The organism is Microbacterium sp. PM5 (genome assembly GCF_003293595.1).
Classification (GTDB): Bacteria; Actinomycetota; Actinomycetes; order Actinomycetales; family Microbacteriaceae; genus Microbacterium.
In genome coordinates, this window is sequence record NZ_CP022162.1 from 2,864,181 (window position 1) to 2,882,409 (window position 18,229).

Below are 18,229 nucleotides of genomic sequence, written 5' to 3' on the forward strand. Positions count from 1 at the left end.
CCTCGCGGGCCACTCACGCCCACGCGGAACGGTCAGAGGAAGCGGAACCGCTCCGGTCCGAGATCCCAGGGGTCGCGATCGAGGTACTGCGCCGCCGCGCGGAAGACGCAGCCCTCGATGGCCATGCGCCGATGCAGCTCGTCCTCGCGATGCAGGCTGCCCAATCGTTCGATGGGCAGACGGTACAGCACGATGCGCCGCTCCTCGGTCGAGACCGTCCACCGCGGGATGCCGTCCTCGTCGGACGCCGGCGGCATGGCCGCCACCTCGAAGCGCACGTCTCGCAGTTCCGGCCAGGCGCTGCGCAGGAACTCCGCCGCCGTGCCGACGACGAAGTCGAAGCGTTCTTCGCGCGTCTCCTGCGCCGGAAGCGGCGGCCGCACGACGGGACTGCGGTCCTCGCGACCATGCCGTCCATGGCGGGACGGTCGCACCCGCGGGGGAGTGCTCGCGCGCCGCCTCATCATGTTCCGAGTCTAGGTCAGCGGTCGCCGTCGCGGTCGGCGATGCGTGCCGCGGCGGCGCGGCATCCCCCGCCCCGGGCTGCGCCGCCGGTAGCGTGAGGGCGATGCGTACCCGACTGTGCTCGAAGGTGGGCTGTGCCCGCGAGGCCGTGACGACCCTGACCTACGACTACGGAGATCAGATGGCCGCCCTCGGCCCGCTCGGCGCGGCGACCGACCCGCACGCGCACGACCTCTGCGCCATCCACACCGACCGCCTCTCGGTTCCCAAGGGCTGGGTCGTCGTCCGCCACGAGACGCTGCGCGTCTGAGTCCCGGCCGGCATCCGGATGAGGATGCGAGAATGGGCGGATGCCGACCATCGCCGCCCCTACCCGCATCCATGACTTCGTCGTCGCCGACCTGAGCCTCGCCGAGGCAGGCCGTCATCAGCTGCGCCTCGCCGAGAACGAGATGCCCGGACTGATGGCGCTGCGCGAGGAGTTCGGTCCGCTCCAGCCGCTCGCCGGAGCCCGCATCGCCGGGTCGCTGCACATGACCGTGCAGACCGCCGTGCTCATCGAGACGCTCGTGGCCCTCGGTGCACAGGTGCGCTGGGCCAGCTGCAACATCTTCTCCACCCAGGACGAGGCCGCCGCCGCGGTCGCGGTGGGTCCGCACGGCACCGTGGACCAGCCGGCCGGCGTTCCGGTCTTCGCCTTCAAGGGCGAGACGCTCGAGGAGTACTGGCAGTTGGCCGATCGCATCTTCGACTGGTCGGCCGAGGGCTTCGACGGGCCCAACCTCATCCTGGACGACGGTGGCGACGCGACGCTCCTCGTGCACAAGGGCGTCGAGTTCGAGGCGGCCGGCGCGGTGCCTGTGGCATCCGAGAACGATTCCCTCGAGTACCGCATCGTGCTCGACACGCTGCGCGCGAGCCTCGCCCGCGACCCGCAGCGCTTCACGCGCATGGCCGGGCAGATCGTGGGGGTCACCGAGGAGACCACCACCGGGGTCCACCGACTGTACGAGCTCGCGGCAGCCGGAAAGCTGCTGTTCCCGGGCATCAACGTCAACGACTCGGTCACCAAGAGCAAGTTCGACAACAAGTACGGCATCCGCCACTCGCTTCCGGACGGTCTCAACCGTGCGACCGACGTTCTCATCGGCGGCAAGGTCGCCTACGTGGTCGGCTATGGCGACGTCGGCAAGGGGGCGGCGGAGGCGCTCCGTGGCCAGGGAGCGCGCGTGATCATCGGCGAGGTCGACCCCATCTGCGCGCTGCAGGCGGCGATGGACGGCTTCCAGGTCGCACGTCTGGAGTCGGTCATCGGCGACGTCGACATCCTCATCACCGGCACGGGGAATACGCGCGTGGTGACGGTCGAGCACCTTCAGAACCTCAAGCACCTCGCCATCGTGGGCAACGTCGGCCACTTCGACGACGAGATCGACATGGCCGGGCTCGAGGCCATCGCGGGTGTCGAGAAGATCGAGATCAAGCCGCAGGTGCACGAGTACCGTCTGCCTGCGGGTGCCGGTCGTGCGCCGCGCAGCATCCTGGTCATGAGCGAGGGGCGGCTCATGAACCTCGGCAACGCGACCGGGCACCCCTCCTTCGTCATGAGCGCGTCCTTCACCAACCAGGTGCTGGCGCAGATCGAGCTGTACACCAAGCGGGAGCAGTATCCCGTGGGCGTCTACGTGCTGCCGAAGATCCTGGATGAGAAGGTGGCGCGCCTGCATCTGGCGGCGCTCGGTGTGCAGCTCACCGAGCTCACCCCGGAACAGGCCGCGTACATCGGCGTTCCGGTCGAGGGGCCGTACAAGCTGGACCACTACCGCTACTGACGGACCATTCGCGCGCCGTGCGCGGATCCATAGACCCGTCACAGCGAGTGTTCACCCCGCCTTTGTTTTGAATTCTTCAAAACTGGGTAAGGTGGAGGCATGCCCTCGATCGCGACCCCCGCGCACGGTGCCGACGCCGCCGATGCGGCGACCGCGCTGCGGGCGGCGGGGCTGAAGGTCACCGATTCGCGCACGGCGGTCTACGACACGCTGCGGACGCATCCGCACGCCAGTGCCGAAGACGTCTTCCTCGCGATCGTCGAGCGGATGCCGCGGGCGAGCCGTCAGTCGGTGTACAACGCTCTCGGCGACTTCGCCGACGCGGGGCTCGTGCGCCGCATCGAACCGGCGGGTCGGCCGATGCTCTTCGAGCTGCGCGTCAGCGACAACCACCATCACCTCGTGTGCACGTCGTGCGGCGCGGTCGTCGACGTGGACTGCGCGATCGGCGCGGCGCCCTGTCTCGAACCCTCCGACAGCCACGGCTTCATCCTCACCACGGCGGAAGTGACGTACTGGGGCCTGTGTCCCGCATGCGCGCACGCCGCCACCCCACCCCTCACGGAAGGAACACCATGACAGACCAGGACCCGACCAGCGCCGGCATCGGCGCTGACGCGACCGACATCGACCAGTCCGTCACCGTCACCGACACCGACGAGGCGTATGCCGAGGAAGCCGCGACCTGCCCGGTCATCCATGCACAGCCGCATCCGACGAGTGGATCGGCCAACCGAGTGTGGTGGCCCAACCAGCTCAACCTCAAGATCCTCGCCAAGAACCCCCAGGTGCGTAACCCGCTGGATGCGGACTTCGACTACGCCGCCGCCTTCGAGTCGCTCGACCTGGCGGCCGTCAAGAAGGACATCGAGGACGTGCTCACCACCAGTCAGGACTGGTGGCCCGCCGACTTCGGCCATTACGGGCCGCTGATGATCCGCATGGCGTGGCACTCGGCCGGCACCTATCGGGTGACCGACGGTCGCGGTGGCGGCGGCGCCGGTCAGCAGCGATTCGCCCCGCTGAACAGCTGGCCCGACAACGTCAACCTCGACAAGGCGCGGCGACTGCTCTGGCCCGTGAAGAAGAAGTACGGCCAGTCGATCTCCTGGGCCGACCTCATGATCCTCGCGGGCAACGTCGCGCTGGAGTCGATGGGCTTCCGCACGTTCGGCTTCGCCGGCGGCCGTGCCGACGTCTGGGAGCCGGACGACGACGTGTACTGGGGTCCCGAGACCACGTGGCTGGGCGACGAGCGCTACTCCGGCGACCGCGAACTCGAAAAGCCCCTCGCGGCCGTGCAGATGGGTCTCATCTACGTCAACCCGGAAGGACCGAACGGCAACCCCGACCCGCTGGCCTCTGCCCGCGACATCCGTGAGACCTTCGCGCGGATGGCGATGAACGACGAGGAGACCGTCGCGTTGATCGCGGGCGGCCACACATTCGGGAAGACGCACGGCGCGGCATCCGACGACAACCTCGAAGACAACCCGGAGGCGGCGGGCCTGGAGGCTCAGGGCCTCGGCTGGAAGAACAACCACGGCACGGGGCGCGGTGACGACACGATCACGTCCGGCCTCGAGGTCACGTGGACCTATCACCCCACGCGCTGGGACAACGAGTTCTTCCACATCCTCTACGCGTACGAGTGGGAGCTCATGAAGAGCCCCGCCGGTGCGCACCAGTGGCGGCCGAAGGGCGGCCAGGGCGTCGACATGGTTCCGCTCGCGCACAGCGACGGCAAGCGCGAGCCGCGCATGCTCACGAGCGATCTCGCCCTGCGTATGGACCCGGAGTACGACAAGATCTCGCGAAAGTTCAAGGACGACCCCGACGCCTTCGCCGATGCGTTCGCCCGTGCATGGTTCAAGCTCACGCACCGCGACATGGGACCCGTCACCCGTTACCTCGGACCGGAGGTGCCGGCGGAGGAGCTGCTCTGGCAGGACCCCGTTCCGGCGCCGAGCGGCGCTCCGCTGGACGCTGCGCAGGTCGCTGACCTGAAGGCGCGCGTGCTCGACTCGGGTCTGACGGTCTCCGAACTCGTCGCGACGACGTGGGCGGCGGCATCGTCGTTCCGCGGCAGCGACAAGCGCGGCGGCGTCAACGGCGCCCGCATCCGCCTCGCGCCGCAGAAGGACTGGGAGGTCAACAACCCCGCCCAGTTGCATCGGGTGCTCGGAGTGCTCGGCGGTATCAAGACGGATGCCGCGCAGGCGGGTGTCGACGTGTCGCTCGCCGACCTGATCGTGATCGCGGGAAACGCCGCCGTCGAGAAGGCGGCCGCGGATGCGGGCGTCGAGGTGGAGGTGCCGTTCCACGCCGGACGCACCGACGCTTCCGAGCAGCAGACCGACGCCGAGTCGTTCGCCTACCTGGAGCCCGCGGCCGATGGCTTCCGCAACTACCAGGGTCCGCTGGCACCGATGCCCGCCGAGTACCACCTCATCGACAAGGCGAACCTCCTCACGCTCACGGCGCCGGAGATGACCGTCCTGATCGGAGGCCTGCGGGTGCTGGGCGCGAACTGGGACGGCTCGCCCTACGGTGTGTTCACGGACCGGGTCGGCGTCCTCTCGAACGACTTCTTCGTGAATCTGCTCGACCTCGGCACCACGTGGACGCCGCTGGACCCCGGCTCCCACGCCTTCGCCGGCGTGAAGGACGGTTCGGGAGAGAAGGTCGGCGTAGGCACGCGCGTCGATCTGCTCTTCAGCTCGAACTCCGAGCTGCGCGCGCTGGCCGAGGTGTACGCCTCGGACGACGCCACCGAGAAGTTCGTCCGTGACTTCGTTGCGGCGTGGACCAAGGTGACCGAGCTCGACCGCTTCGATCTTCACCGCTGAGCACGCGTCAGAACGACGCCGGGGCCCCTTCCGAGCGGAAGGGGCCCCGGCGTCGTTCTGCGCGGCACTCGGTCTCAACCCAGACACGTCGGATACTGTGTTCTTGCGCCCTGCCGCCGTCGCGGCATCCGGCCCACCCGAAGGACGAATCAGGCCAAATGACTTCCCGCATCCTCGTTGTCGATGACGACATCGCGCTCGCCGAGATGATCGGCATCGTGCTGCGCACCGAGGGCTTCGAACCGCTGTTCTGCGCCGACGGCACCGCCGCCGTCGAGATGTGGCGCGATGAGCGGCCCGACCTCGTGCTCCTGGATCTGATGCTGCCGGGGATGGACGGCATCGAGATCTGCACGCGCATCCGTTCCGAATCGGGCGTTCCGATCATCATGCTCACCGCACGCACCGATACCGCCGACGTCGTTCGCGGGCTCGAGTCCGGCGCGGACGACTACATCGTCAAGCCCTTCAACCCGAAGGAGCTCGTCGCGCGGATCCGCACGCGGCTGCGACCCGCCGCTGAGGCGACGGGCGGTGATCTTCGCATCGGCGACGTCGTCGTCGATGTCGCCGCCCACGAAGTGCGCCGGGGGAGCGAGGTCATCGCGCTCACCCCGCTGGAGTTCGAGCTGCTGGTGGCCCTCGCCTCGAAGCCGCAGCAGGTGTTCTCGCGCGAAATGCTGCTCGAGCAGGTCTGGGGCTATCACTACAAGGCCGATACCCGTCTCGTGAACGTGCACGTGCAGCGGCTGCGCGCGAAGGTCGAGATCGATCCGGACAATCCGCGGATCGTCATGACGGTGCGCGGCGTCGGCTATCGCGCCGGCGCGGTGGTGTGATCGGCCGCTCATGACGCCGCAGACGGCGACCGTGCCGACGCTGACCGGCTGGCGCGACTGGCGCAGCTGGCCGCGCCGTGTGGCATATGCGTGGGCCCGGTCGCTGAGGTTTCGCACGCTCGTCATCACGATCGGTGCGACGGCTCTGGCCATCCTCATCGCGTTCGTCGCGATGGCGCTCGCGATCCAGAACGACCTCTTCGAGTCCCGTGTCCAGCAGGTGCAGGAGGCCGTGCAGCGCGCTACGCAGTCCACCCAGCAGACGCTCAACGCCGCGCAGATCGACGGCGACGGTGCCGCATTGCAGTCGCTGTGGAACAACGCGACCGATTCGATCGCGCGGCAGGCCGGGACCGACATGATCGCCGCGTTCCGCATCTCGGATGAGCCGTCGACGATCGCGCCGCAGGACTTCCAGCGCGGAGGGTTGACCGCGGGGTTGATCACGCCCGGGCTGCGCGGCGCCGTTCAGGGCGACAGCCAGAAGCGCTGGTGGCAGTCCGTCGGCCTGCCGGCCGCCGACGGCGGCACGGTGCCCGGGATCGTCGTCGGGCAGCAGCTCGAGTTTCCCGAGGTCGGCGCCTACGAGTTCTACTTCGCCTACGACCTCGCCCCGGAGCAGCAGACCCTGCAGTTCGTCCAGATCACCCTGTGGCTCGTGGGCGCCGGGCTCGTGCTGCTGATCGCGGCGATCTCCTCCTTCGTGCTGCGCTCGGTGACCGTTCCGATCGCCGAGGCCGCCGAAACCAGCGCGACCCTCGCCGCCGGCGATCTCGCTGTGCGGCTGCCGGTGCGAGGGGAGGACGAGTTCGCGATCCTCGGCCGCTCGTTCAACGCGATGGCCGACAGCATCGAAGCCCAGATCAAGGAGCTCGCCGAGCTCTCGCTCGTGCAGCAGCGCTTCGTCTCCGACGTCTCCCACGAGCTGCGCACACCACTGACGACCATCCGCCTGGCCAGCGACATGCTCAACGACCAGCGCGACTCCTTCGATCCGACGACCGCCCGCGCCGCGGAGCTGCTGCATGCACAGGTGCAGCGCTTCGAGACGCTCCTGACCGATCTGCTGGAGATCAGCCGCTACGACGCGGGCTCGGTGCAACTGGAGTACGAGCCGACCAGCCTCGCGCATCTCGCCGAGGACGTCATCGCCTCGATGCAACAGCTGGCCGATCAACATGGGACGGACGTGCGCCTGGTCGCCCCCGGAGGCTACTCTCCGGTCGACATGGATCCCCGCCGCGTCCGCAGAATCGTGCGCAACCTGCTCGGCAACGCCATCGAGCACGGCGAGGGTCGCCCCATCGTCGTCACCGTGGACAGCAACCAGCGTGCGGTCGCGATCGGCGTCCGCGACTACGGACTCGGGATGAGCGCCGCCGACGCCGAGCGTGTGTTCGACCGCTTCTGGCGCGCCGACCCGTCGCGCAAGCGCACGATCGGCGGCACGGGATTGGGGCTGTCGATCGCGCTCGGTGACGCGAAGCTCCACGGCGGCACCCTGGCCGTCTGGTCGGATCTCGGACGCGGGACGAACTTCGTGCTGACGCTGCCGCGGCAGGGCCAGCCCATCGACGGCTCTTCGCCGGTTCCGGTCGACCCGGGCGAGGACGGCGTTTCGCTCGACGATCTCGGGCTCACGCAGCCGATCACCGTGTTCGACAAGGGGGGACGCTCATGACTGTTCGGCGTCTGCGCCGGGCGGGCATCACCGTGCTCGCGGGAGCGCTCATGGTGGTGCTCGCCGCGTGCGCGGGTCTGCCGACCTCGGGGCCGGTCAACCCGGGCGTGCGGATCGTGGACGACGGCACCTCCGGTGACATCGCGTTCATCCCGAAGGGCCCGGTCAAGGACGCCACCCCCCAGCAGATCGTCGAGGGGTTCATCGCGGCCGGCACCGGCCCCACGAACAACTGGGAGACCGCCCAGCAGTTCCTCGCCCCCAGCTACAAGGGCACCTGGAAGCCGCAGGCCGGCGTCACGATCTACGCGTCCGGGCAGCGCACCCTTCAGCAGAGCGCATCCGGCGATATCGTGCTGACGGTCTCGCCGGTGGCGACGGTGGATGCCACGGGTGAGATGAGCCCGGCATCCGACAACGGCCCCATCCCGCTGACCTTCAAGCTCGCTCAGCAAGACGATGGGCAGTGGCGGATCACGCAAGCACCCGATGGGATCGTGCTGGACAAGGCGCAGTTCCAGGCGGTGTTCGGCGACTACGCGTTGATGTACTTCGACCCGACGTGGACCTATCTGGTGCCCGACGTGCGGTGGTTCCCGCGTTATTACGCCGCCACCAACATCGCGCAGGGACTGGTCGACGGGGCCCCCGCGCCCTGGCTGCGCGGGGCGGTGGTGAGCGCGTTCACGGATGGTGCACGGCTCGAGTTGACATCCGTTCCGCGTCAGTCCAACGTCGCGCAGGTGACGCTCCAGGACGGTGCGCGCTCGCTCGACCAGATCGCGCTGAACCGCATGCAGACCCAGCTGGAGGCGAGTCTCGACGTCCCCGGGATCACGAGCGTGGACATGCTGCTTCCGGGGGGTCAGCAGCTGACGGCCCAGCGCGTGGACGTCCGCTCCACCGCGGTGGCGGCCAACCCCCTGGTCCGCACCGACGACGCCTTCGGGTTCGTGTCGGGGACGACCATCTCGCCGATCGCCGGACTCTCCGACGCGCTCATGCAGATCTCGGCGACCGACATCGAAGTCAACGCCGATCGCACCGTCGCCGCCGTCCGCGACGCGTCGGGCGCGGTTCTCGAGGTCCCCGCTGACGGCCCCGTCCGCCGCCTCGACCCGCGTCCGGATCTCGTCGCCGCCTCCATCGATCCCGCGGGCTACATCTGGTCGGTGCCGTCGAACGCACCCGGATCGGTGATCGCATATGCACCGGGCGGCACCTCCGTCCCGATGTCGGGAGGATGGTCGGGTGCCTCCGCGGTCATTGCGCAGCGTGTGTCGCGCGACGGGACGAGGCTCGTCGCCGTGGTGCGCGACGGTGATCGCTACGCCATCTGGGGAGCGGGGATCCAGCGGGATCGCAACGGCGCGCCCACCTCGCTCTCCTCGCCGGTGAAGAAGCTCGCGACGCTGTCGGATGCCGCGACGGATCTCACGTGGCTCGATGCGAGCACCCTCGGCGTGCTCGCGGGCGCCGGGCAGGACCAGTACGTCGAGGCGGTGCACGTCGGCGGCTTCTCGGACGCGCCGATCCGTACCCCCGGTGACACCTCGACGCTCTCGGGGCAGACGTCGAACGCGAGCGTGAGCGACACCGACGGCGAGCTCTATGCGCAGCGGGGTGCCAACTGGCAGCAGCTGATCGGGGGCGTCCGGGTACTGGCGGTGCAGCAGGGGATGCCGCGCTGAGGCGGATCCTCCTCCCCGCGTCGCGCTGCGCAGACATCGGTCCACAGGTCCGCGTTCGCGTCCGCGTGCAGGACATGCGTTCGGCAGGCTGGCATCATGCTCGAACCGATGCCACTGCGCGCGTCCGCGTGGCGCCGCGTGGGCGAGGCCGCGGCAGCGGCGCTGTCGCTCGTGCTGCCCGTGTGGTGCGCGGGCTGCGACGAGCCGGACGTCGCCCTGTGTGCGAACTGCCGTGAACTCCTTCGACCGTCCGTGCGCGTCGGTTCACTCCGTCCGGGCCTGCCCGTGTGCTCCGCACTGGATTTCTCGGGCGTGCCGGCACGTGTTCTGCGCGCGTTCAAGGAGGACGGGCGGACAGGACTGGCCCGGCCCCTCGGCGCCGCCCTGGCCGCGGCCGTGGCGCGGCTGGACGGTGACGGCATCGATGTGGCGGTCGTGCCCGTGCCGTCCTCACGCCGCGCGTTCCGCCGGCGCGGATACGACACCGGAACCCTGCTGGCGGGGCGCGGCGGACTGAAGCCGCTCCGGGCGCTGAGCTCACGCGGCGCGGTCGCCGACCAGCGGGGGCTCGGTCGCGAGGCCCGCGCGCGCAACGTCGCGGGAACCCTCCGTGCCCGTGACGTCGCCGGTCTGTCGGTCATCGTCGTCGACGATGTGCTCACCACAGGGGCGACGCTGCGAGAGGCCGTGCGGGCGCTGACGGCGGGCGGTGCGCACGTGATCGGGGCCGCGACCGTCGCTGCCACCGCCCGACACGCCTCGTGAGCGCAGATCCATTGCCGATGCTCAGAGAATCGGTCCGTTACTCCCGGGATTCCCGCGTGACAGCGCCGCCTCGCCCCGATAGCGTGGGAGAGACCAAGGCGAACTCAGGGTCCGCCCTTGACCGGCTGGACCCGGAACAAGGAGGTCAGGATGGAAACCAGCATCGTCGGCGTGGGTGTGAGCATCTCGGATCGTTTTCGCACCGTCACCGAAGAGAAGTCCGTCCGCATCGGAACGTTGTCCCCCCGAGCGCAGCGTCTCGACGTCAAGGTCACCCACCGCGCGTATCACAACGGAAGCCGCGAAGAGGAGACCGTCGAGCTGACCGTCACCGGCAAGGGTCCGCTCGTGCGTGCGGAGGCCACCGACAACGACAAGTTCACGGCACTCGACATGGCTGTGGACAAGCTCGCCGAGCAGCTGCGTCGTGCCAAGGACAAGCGCGTGGACGCCCGAAACCACCCGCGCGGAGCCAAGCTCGACAAGGGCAGCGGGGCGCTGTCCGGCATCGACGTGCAGCCGGCATCGGTGGAGACGCTGCGTGCGGTCGCGACCGGCGAGATCCCGATCGCCGTCGGCGACGAGGGCGAGGACGACTACACGCCGGTCGTGATCCGCACCAAGAACTTCGACGCCGAGTGGATGACGGTCGAAGAGGCCGTCGACCGCATGGAGCTGGTCGGACACGACTTCTTCCTCTTCATCGACGCGCGCACCGACCACCCGAGCGTCGTCTATCGCCGCAAGGGCTGGGACTACGGCGTGATCTCGCTCACCGCCAGTGCTCCGCCCGCCGCGGAGCTCGCGTCCTGAGCCACCCGGCCGAGCCCCGAAACCGGGGCGAGTGAACAGAATCGGATGCCGCGACGCGCGGCATCCGATTCTGTTTCTCCGATCCGATTCCGCTTCTTCGGCGCGGGTCGGCGCATCCGCCCGATCGGGCGGACTCAGTCGAAGATGCCGTCCAGGATGCTGCCGATGACCAGCCCGCCGAGGATGCCGCCGACCATGTCGCCGCCTCCACCGCGGCGACCGCCTCCCCAGCCGCCACCGTTTCCCCAGCCGCCGTCATTCGGGCGGGAGGAGTCGATGTCGCGCTGGGCCAGCTGCAGAGCCTCCGCCGCCAGCTGCCCGCACCGACGGGCGTCCGCGAGGGCCTGCTCGCGATCGTCCTCGCCGATGGGCTGTGCGCTCAGCGCCGCCAGGTCTAGGCGGATCCGTTCCGCTTCGGCCAGACGGGTGCGCGCATCGGCGCCGATCCATCCCCGGTGGCCGGAGATGACGCTGCGCGCGACGCCGAGCTGGCGGTCCGCGTCGTCGATCGCATGGCGGACGTGGCCCTCCGGCGGTGCGGGGTGGGCCAGACGTGCACGGGCCTTGGCGACCGCGGCATCCAGTGCGGCGTTGGCCTCACGCAGTCGGGTGAGCTCACCGAACGGGTCGGGAAGCTCGCCCGCCGGGGTGAGTGCGGAAAGCTCGTTCTCGAGCGCAGCCATGGCAGCGCTCACGGCGGGGATGCTCTGCAGCTCACGAGCGGCCACGAGGTCGCCGCGCGAATCCTCCACGATGGCGTCGAGCGTGGATTCGGCACGCAACGCCTCCACTTCGAAGGCGTCCACGGCATCCAACAGGGTGGTCGCGCGGCGCACCGCCTCCATGGCCGTCTCCAGCGCGAGGTTCGCCTGCTCCCGCTGACCACTCTCGCGTCGTGCCGTGGAGACATCGGCACCGTGCGTGGCGAAGGCGAAGAGCTGGGCAGCTTCGGTGGCGTTCTTCTCGATGCGTCGCACGGCGGCAGGCGCGTACCGGGCGTGCACGCGCGCGAGAGTCGCCTCGGCGCGTTCGAGTCGCTGTGTGCCCCGCTCGACGTCGGCGCGGATGCCGGCGATGATCTCCGGAGCGCGGCGGGCGCGCTCGACGGGCTCGGCGAGAGCTTGGAGGCGATCGTCGAGGAGCTCCTGTGCCCAGTCGCACAGCTGGATGATGCGCGCGTTGCGCGTGCGCAGCTCGTCGGGGGTGTCCGGGATGTGGTCATGATTGAGCTGATTCAGCTGGAACGCCTCGCCCATGTGGCTGCGCACCGCGTTCAGCGCCTCGCGGAGGCTCTGGGTGGGCTCCGTGCCCAGTTCGATCTCGGCGAAGACGAGTTCGTCCTCCGTCGTGCGCAGGCGCTCGTCGATCTCGACGAGCGCCGCGTCCGCCCGGCGGCCGAGCTCGGCGTCCTCGGCCGCCCGCTGCTCGCGTTCCTGCTTGCGTGCGCCCCAGAATCCGGCCATGTCACGATCCTATGCGCGTGTTTTCGAGGTCTCGCGCAGGTAAGCAAAGTCACAGCCAGGTAACATGGCCCCGTATGCCGTGCCCTCGTGCGCGGTCGAGGCGACGTCGCACGTCGCCCGCACCCGATAGATGGAGATGCTCCGTGGCCAACCCTCTCGAGAAACTGCTCCGCGCCGGCGAAGGACGCATCCTGCGGCGGCTTCAGCAGGTCGTGAAGGCGGTCGGCGCCCTGGAAGAGGACTATGCGCAGCTGACCGACGAGGAGCTGCGCGGCGAGACCGCCGAGCTGCGCGCCCGCCACGAGGCGGGGGAGAGCCTCGACAAGCTGATGCCGGAGGCCTTCGCGGCCGTGCGCGAAGCCGCCAAGCGCACCCTCGGCCAGCGTCCCTACGACGTCCAGATCATGGGTGGTGCGGCTCTGCATCTCGGCAACATCGCGGAGATGAAGACCGGTGAGGGAAAGACGCTCACCGCGACCTTCGCCGTCTACCTCAACGCGATCGCCGGCCAGGGCGTGCACGTCATCACCGTGAACGACTTCCTCGCGTCGTATCAGGCCGAGCTCATGGGTCGCGTCTACCGTGCCCTCGGCATGACCACCGGCACCATCGTCGCCGGACAGACCCCCGAGGTGCGCCGCGAGCAGTACAACGCCGACATCACCTACGGCACGAACAACGAGTTCGGCTTCGACTACCTGCGCGACAACATGGCCTGGCAGAAGCAGGATCTGGTTCAGCGCGGTCATTTCTTCGCGATCGTCGACGAGGTCGACTCGATCCTCATCGACGAGGCGCGCACCCCGCTCATCATCTCGGGCCCGTCCTCGGGCGAGGCCAACCGCTGGTTCGTCGAGTTCGCGAAGATCGCGAAGACGCTCGAGGCCGGGGTGGACTACGAGGTCGATGAGAAGAAGCGCACCATCGGTGTGCTCGAGCCCGGCATCGAGAAGGTCGAGGACTACCTCGGCATCGACAATCTGTACGAGTCGGCGAACACCCCGCTGATCTCCTTCCTGAACAACTCGATCAAGGCCCTGGCGCTGTTCAAGCGCGACACCGACTACGTGGTGATGAACGACGAAGTCATGATCGTCGACGAGCACACCGGCCGCATCCTGGTCGGGCGTCGCTACAACGAGGGCATCCACCAGGCCATCGAGGCCAAGGAGGGCGTGCCGGTCAAGGCGGAGAACCAGACACTCGCCACGGTCACCCTGCAGAACTACTTCCGCCTCTACGACAAGCTCGCCGGCATGACCGGTACCGCTGAGACCGAAGCGGCCGAGTTCATGTCCACCTACAAGCTCGGCGTCGTTCCGATCCCGACGAACAAGCCGATGATCCGCAAGGACCAGCCCGACCTCGTCTACAAGAACGAGCAGGCGAAGTTCGCGCAGGTGGTCGAGGACATCGCACGCCGTCATGAGACCGGACAGCCGGTCCTCGTCGGCACCGTCAGCGTCGAGAAGAGCGAGTACCTCTCGCGACTGCTCGCCAAGAAGGGCATCAAGCACGAGGTGCTCAACGCCAAGAACCACGCGCGTGAGGCTGAGATCGTCGCTCGCGCCGGCCGGCTCGGCGCCGTCACCGTGGCCACCAACATGGCCGGTCGTGGCACCGACATCATGCTCGGCGGAAACGCCGAGTTCCTGGCGGTGCAGGAGCTCAAGGCGAAGGGGCTCGACCCGGTCGAGACGCCCGATGAGTACGATGCCGCCTGGACCGAGACCTACGCCGCGATGCGCGACACGGTGGCCGAGGAGGCGACCAAGGTCGTCGAGGCCGGCGGACTGTACGTCCTCGGAACCGAACGCCACGAGTCCCGTCGCATCGACAACCAGCTGCGCGGCCGCTCGGGCCGTCAGGGCGACCCGGGCGAGAGCCGCTTCTATCTGTCGCTGACCGACGACCTCATGCGACTGTTCCAGTCCGGCGCCGCCGAGGCGATTCTCGCCCGCACGAACTTCCCTGACGACGTCGCGATCGAATCGACCATGGTCTCGCGCGCGATCAAGAGCGCGCAGTCCCAGGTCGAGGCCCGCAACGCGGAGATCCGCAAGAACGTGCTCAAGTACGACGATGTCCTCAACCGCCAGCGCGAGGCGATCTACGCCGATCGCCGCCAGATGCTCGAGGGTGACGACCTGTCCGACCGCGTGCAGCACTTCATCGAGGACGCCATCGGCGCGATCATCGATGACCACACCGGTACCGGCCACAACGAGAGCTGGGACTTCGACGCGCTGTGGACCGAGCTGAAGACGCTGTACCCGGTGTCGGTGACGATCGACGAGGTCGTCGCCGAAAGCGGCAACAAGGGGCGCGTCACGCCGGAGGTGCTCAAGCGCGAGATCCTCTCGGACGCGAAGATCGCGTACGCGGCGCGTGAGGAGAAGCTCGGCGAGCCCGCCATGCGCGAGCTCGAGCGTCGCGTCGTGCTCCAGGTGCTCGATCGGCGCTGGCGTGATCACCTCTACGAGATGGACTACCTCAAGGACGGCATCGGCCTGCGTGCCATGGCGCAGCGCGACCCGCTGATCGAGTATCAGCGCGAGGGCTACGAGATGTTCCAGACCATGATGGGCCAGATCAAGGAGGAGTCGGTCGGCTTCCTCTACAACCTCGAAGTCGAGGTGCGCCAGAGCGGCGAGGAGGTCGAGGCCAAGGGCCTGCAGGTCGCGCCCTCGGTCGAGAACCAGAAGCTCCAGTACACGGCTGCCAACGACGCCGGCGAGGTCGAGGTCCGCAACGATCGCGGGCAGGTCCAGCAGGCGGCGACGAGCAAGCTCCGCCAGCAGAGCGCGCCCGCCGCGCCGGCCGCACCCGCCGCCGAGGCTCCGCGCGGGGCATTCGGGCAGCGCACGGATGCCGCGGCATCCGCGCCTGCGGCGAACAACCGCGCCGAGCGTCGGGCCGCCGGCAAGAAGAAGTAGTCGCCGGTCGGCGCTGTCCGGGCCACCGGTCGGCGATTGGCCTCGTCGGGGCGGCGATATCCTGATCCGATGAGTCCCCGCATCCTCGACCAGTCATCCAAGCTCAAGGACGTTCTCTACGAGATCCGTGGAGCCGCCCTTGTCGAAGCTGACCGGCTCGAGGCCGACGGCCACCGCATCCTCAAGCTCAACACGGGCAACCCCGCCGTCTTCGGTTTCGAGGCTCCGTACCAGATCGTCCGCGACATGATCGAAGCGGTGCCGCACGCCCACGGCTACAGCGACAGCCGCGGCATCATGTCGGCCCGCCGCGCCGTCGTGTCGCGGTACGAGCAGGTGCCCGGGTTCCCGGCGTTCGATCCGGACGACGTGTACCTCGGCAACGGGGTGTCCGAGCTCATCACCATGACCATGCAGGCGCTGCTGGACAGCGGTGACGAAGTGCTGATCCCCGCGCCGGACTATCCCCTGTGGACGGCTATGACGAGTCTCGCCGGCGGGACGCCGGTGCACTACCGCTGCGACAACGAGAACGGATGGCAGCCCGACCTCGAAGACATCCGGTCGAAGGTGACGCCGGCCACGAAGGCCATCGTCGTCATCAACCCGAACAACCCGACCGGCGCGGTGTACTCGCGCGAGGTGCTGGAGGGGATCGTCGAGATCGCTCGAGAGCACTCGCTGCTGCTGCTCAGCGACGAGATCTACGACCGCATCCTGTTCGACGACGCTGTGCACATCCCGCTGGCCACGCTCGCGCCGGACCTGCTCTGCCTGACGTTCAACGGCCTGTCGAAGACCTATCGCGTGGCGGGGTACCGGTCGGGTTGGATGGTGATCACCGGCCCGAAGAAGCACGCCGCCGGGTTCCTCGAAGGCATCCAACTGCTGGCCTCGACCCGGCTGTGCCCCAACGTTCCCGCCCAGCACGCAGTGCAGGCCGCGCTGTCGGGTGTGCAGTCGATCGACGCCCTGATCGCCCCCACCGGGCGGCTCCACGAGCAGCGGGATGCCGCGTTCGACGCTCTCACCGCGATTCCGGGGGTGCAGTGCCACAAGCCGCGCGGCGCTCTCTACGCGTTCCCGCGGCTGGATCCCGAGATCTACGAGATCCACGACGATGCCAAGTTCGTCTACGACTTCCTCGTCGCGGAGCATGTGCTGCTCGTGCAGGGCACGGGATTCAACTGGCCGACGCCGGATCACTTCCGGATCGTGACGTTGCCGGAGGCGCGCGTGCTCACCGAGGCGATCGAACGGCTCGGCAACTTCCTCTCGTCGTACCGGCAGTAAGGCGGGTCGGTCACGCCGGCCGCGTCCCCGGGAGGCTCAGAGAAGTGCGAGGGACGTGGCGCGCCAGCGACCGTCCCAGCCCTCCAGACGGAGGGCGACGGCGCGCGTGCGCGCGGGTCCTGCCACGATGACGACTCCTTCGATGACGCCGTCGGCGGGCGAGGAGTGGCGTGTCGAAAGGATATGGTGCACGGGGCGGGCCGGCGCGACACCGCGCGCACTCCGCGCACGAGCCGACAGATTGGCCCGTGTGATCAGCGCGCGGAACGCGTCCTCGCCGAACCAGCGTGCGAGCTGATCGACTTCGCGCACCCCGGCGAGGGCCTCGAGGACGCCGATGGTCAGGTTCTTCAGCAGCGGCTCGGGAGCGGGCAGCGCATCCGTGCCGGTGCGCTGGGGTGCGAAGTACTCCGCGACCTCCAATGCAGATCCGCGGCGTGGTGTCGACACGCTCCGCGGCGCGGTCGCGCTGCGCGGTGGAGTACCGGCAGCGTCGGGGGATGCGGTGGCCATGCTCCGTCCTCCTCTGACGTCGTCCGCCCGGTCGGGCGTCTGACGAGTACAACACAGCCCACGCACAGGAAGGATGAGAATCCTCCAACGTGTGGAGAGGCCGCTGTGGACAGAGTCGGCGGGCCGCGGCATCCGTGCCCTAGGGTCGCCGCGTGCGCTGGGACCGCTTCTTCGAGGATCTGGAAGACCAACTCGACTCCGAATGGGAGGCTGAGCGCGCCGCCCTCGATACCGAGGCGGAGCGCCTGCGCCTGGCGCGCATCCCCGTCCGAGATCGGCTCGTGGTGCTCACGGAGGCCGGCGACGTCTCCCTCGGCATCGAGCTCACGGACGGCACGACGCTGTCGGGAGTCGTCACGCGCGTCGGATCCGACTGGCTCGCCGTGTCCGTTGAGGACGGATCGTCGGGGATGGTCTGGATCGTGCCGTTCACCGCCGTGGCGACCATGGCCCTCGGCACGAAAGATCTTCTCGACAGCGTGCGCAGCGCCCACCCCGGCGGCGCACTCGCGCAGCGTATGTCTCTGGGCTTCGTCGTTCGCGATCTCGTCCGTCGGCGCATCCCGGTGACGGTGCGTCTCGTGACGGGACGTGTCCTGTCCGGCACGATCGATCGCGCCGGGGCAGACCATCTCGATCTCGCACTGCACGAGGTCGGCGCGGTGCGCCGAGCCGATCAGCTGCGCGGCTTCCGGATCGTTCCGTTCCCGGCGGTGGCCGCGATGCGGATGGATGCGGTCGCCGACCTCGTCTGAGGGATGCCGGTGGCGCGACGATCAGTCCGGGTTGCGCACCGCGCCTCGACCCCACAGCTCGGGAAAGCTCGCCGCATTCGACTCGCGCCACAGCGCCATTCGTCGCGCGTCTTCCACCTGGTCGTCGAGATAGACCGCGACGCTGCCGGCATCGATGCGCCAGCGCGCCGGCGAGCCCGCCTTCATTCCTCGAAGACGGCCATCGATCACGAGAGCGACCACCTCGTCCACGGCGATCTGCAGCATCTCCGCCACCTGGGCGGGTGTCAGCAGGCGTGCGCCGGCTTCGGGTGATTCGGGCATGAGGCCATTATGCGGTCCGGTGGGCTCGCCC

At 68.9% G+C, this 18,229-nt stretch carries 16 protein-coding genes; 12 read left to right on the plus strand and 4 right to left on the minus strand.

Annotated elements, in window-relative coordinates:
- Positions 1–32: 32 nt before the first annotated feature.
- Positions 33–467 (minus strand): metallopeptidase family protein, encoded by a 435-nt coding sequence (locus tag CEP17_RS13535; protein ID WP_039412603.1) that lies wholly within the window; start codon positions 465–467, stop codon positions 33–35.
- 101 nt (positions 468–568) lie between these two features.
- Here CEP17_RS13535 and CEP17_RS13540 point away from each other — a divergent pair, with 101 nt between their 5' ends.
- The 9 genes from CEP17_RS13540 (at position 569) to raiA (ending at position 10,935) form a co-directional block, all read left to right on the plus strand.
- Entirely contained in the window at positions 569–775 is a 207-nt protein-coding gene (locus CEP17_RS13540) for a DUF3499 family protein (protein WP_005048283.1), read from the plus strand.
- A 40-nt stretch (positions 776–815) separates the two neighbouring features.
- Positions 816–2,297, plus strand: coding sequence for an adenosylhomocysteinase (gene ahcY / locus CEP17_RS13545; RefSeq protein ID WP_112932615.1), 1,482 nt, complete (start codon positions 816–818; stop codon positions 2,295–2,297).
- Between the two features lie 99 nt (positions 2,298–2,396).
- Positions 2,397–2,876 (plus strand): Fur family transcriptional regulator, encoded by a 480-nt coding sequence (locus tag CEP17_RS13550; protein ID WP_112932616.1) that lies wholly within the window; start codon positions 2,397–2,399, stop codon positions 2,874–2,876.
- Complete coding sequence (gene katG / locus CEP17_RS13555; protein WP_112932617.1) at positions 2,873–5,146, plus strand: catalase/peroxidase HPI; 2,274 nt, start codon at positions 2,873–2,875, stop codon at positions 5,144–5,146. Before CEP17_RS13550 ends, katG begins: the two co-directional genes overlap by 4 nt.
- Before the next feature lie 158 nt (positions 5,147–5,304).
- Positions 5,305–5,985: an MtrAB system response regulator MtrA gene (mtrA, locus tag CEP17_RS13560; protein WP_036321663.1), complete on the plus strand. Its 681-nt coding sequence runs from the start codon at positions 5,305–5,307 to the stop codon at positions 5,983–5,985.
- 10 nt (positions 5,986–5,995) lie between these two features.
- Positions 5,996–7,666: an MtrAB system histidine kinase MtrB gene (gene mtrB / locus CEP17_RS13565; protein WP_036321661.1), complete on the plus strand. Its 1,671-nt coding sequence runs from the start codon at positions 5,996–5,998 to the stop codon at positions 7,664–7,666.
- A complete protein-coding gene (locus tag CEP17_RS13570; protein ID WP_112932618.1) occupies positions 7,663–9,357 on the plus strand; it encodes an LpqB family beta-propeller domain-containing protein in 1,695 nt (564 codons plus the stop codon). Before mtrB ends, CEP17_RS13570 begins: the two co-directional genes overlap by 4 nt.
- 96 nt (positions 9,358–9,453) lie before the next feature.
- Positions 9,454–10,122, plus strand: coding sequence for a phosphoribosyltransferase family protein (locus CEP17_RS13575; protein WP_112932619.1), 669 nt, complete (start codon positions 9,454–9,456; stop codon positions 10,120–10,122).
- A 150-nt stretch (positions 10,123–10,272) separates the two neighbouring features.
- Entirely contained in the window at positions 10,273–10,935 is a 663-nt protein-coding gene (raiA, locus tag CEP17_RS13580; protein ID WP_039414325.1) for a ribosome-associated translation inhibitor RaiA, read from the plus strand.
- A 134-nt stretch (positions 10,936–11,069) separates the two neighbouring features.
- Here raiA and CEP17_RS13585 read toward each other — a convergent pair whose 3' ends face one another.
- Positions 11,070–12,398, minus strand: a complete 1,329-nt coding sequence (locus CEP17_RS13585; RefSeq protein ID WP_112932620.1) for a hypothetical protein — start codon at positions 12,396–12,398, stop codon at positions 11,070–11,072.
- Between the two features lie 143 nt (positions 12,399–12,541).
- Here CEP17_RS13585 and secA point away from each other — a divergent pair, with 143 nt between their 5' ends.
- Together secA and CEP17_RS13595 are read left to right on the plus strand one after the other, a co-directional pair.
- Positions 12,542–15,334 (plus strand): preprotein translocase subunit SecA, encoded by a 2,793-nt coding sequence (gene secA, locus CEP17_RS13590; RefSeq protein ID WP_039414332.1) that lies wholly within the window; start codon positions 12,542–12,544, stop codon positions 15,332–15,334.
- 69 nt (positions 15,335–15,403) lie between these two features.
- Positions 15,404–16,627 carry a pyridoxal phosphate-dependent aminotransferase gene (locus tag CEP17_RS13595; RefSeq protein ID WP_039414335.1) on the plus strand — a complete coding sequence of 408 codons (1,224 nt, stop codon included), beginning with the start codon at positions 15,404–15,406 and terminating at the stop codon, positions 16,625–16,627.
- Between the two features lie 36 nt (positions 16,628–16,663).
- On the opposite strand, the gene CEP17_RS13600 is transcribed toward CEP17_RS13595, so the two are convergent.
- Positions 16,664–17,140 (minus strand): Rv3235 family protein, encoded by a 477-nt coding sequence (locus CEP17_RS13600; RefSeq protein WP_187289968.1) that lies wholly within the window; start codon positions 17,138–17,140, stop codon positions 16,664–16,666.
- Positions 17,141–17,292: 152 nt separating this feature from the next.
- Here CEP17_RS13600 and CEP17_RS13605 point away from each other — a divergent pair, with 152 nt between their 5' ends.
- Entirely contained in the window at positions 17,293–17,895 is a 603-nt protein-coding gene (locus tag CEP17_RS13605) for a hypothetical protein (protein ID WP_036321645.1), read from the plus strand.
- Between the two features lie 21 nt (positions 17,896–17,916).
- Here CEP17_RS13605 and CEP17_RS13610 read toward each other — a convergent pair whose 3' ends face one another.
- A complete protein-coding gene (locus CEP17_RS13610; RefSeq protein ID WP_112932621.1) occupies positions 17,917–18,198 on the minus strand; it encodes a helix-turn-helix domain-containing protein in 282 nt (93 codons plus the stop codon).
- Positions 18,199–18,229 lie beyond the last annotated feature (31 nt).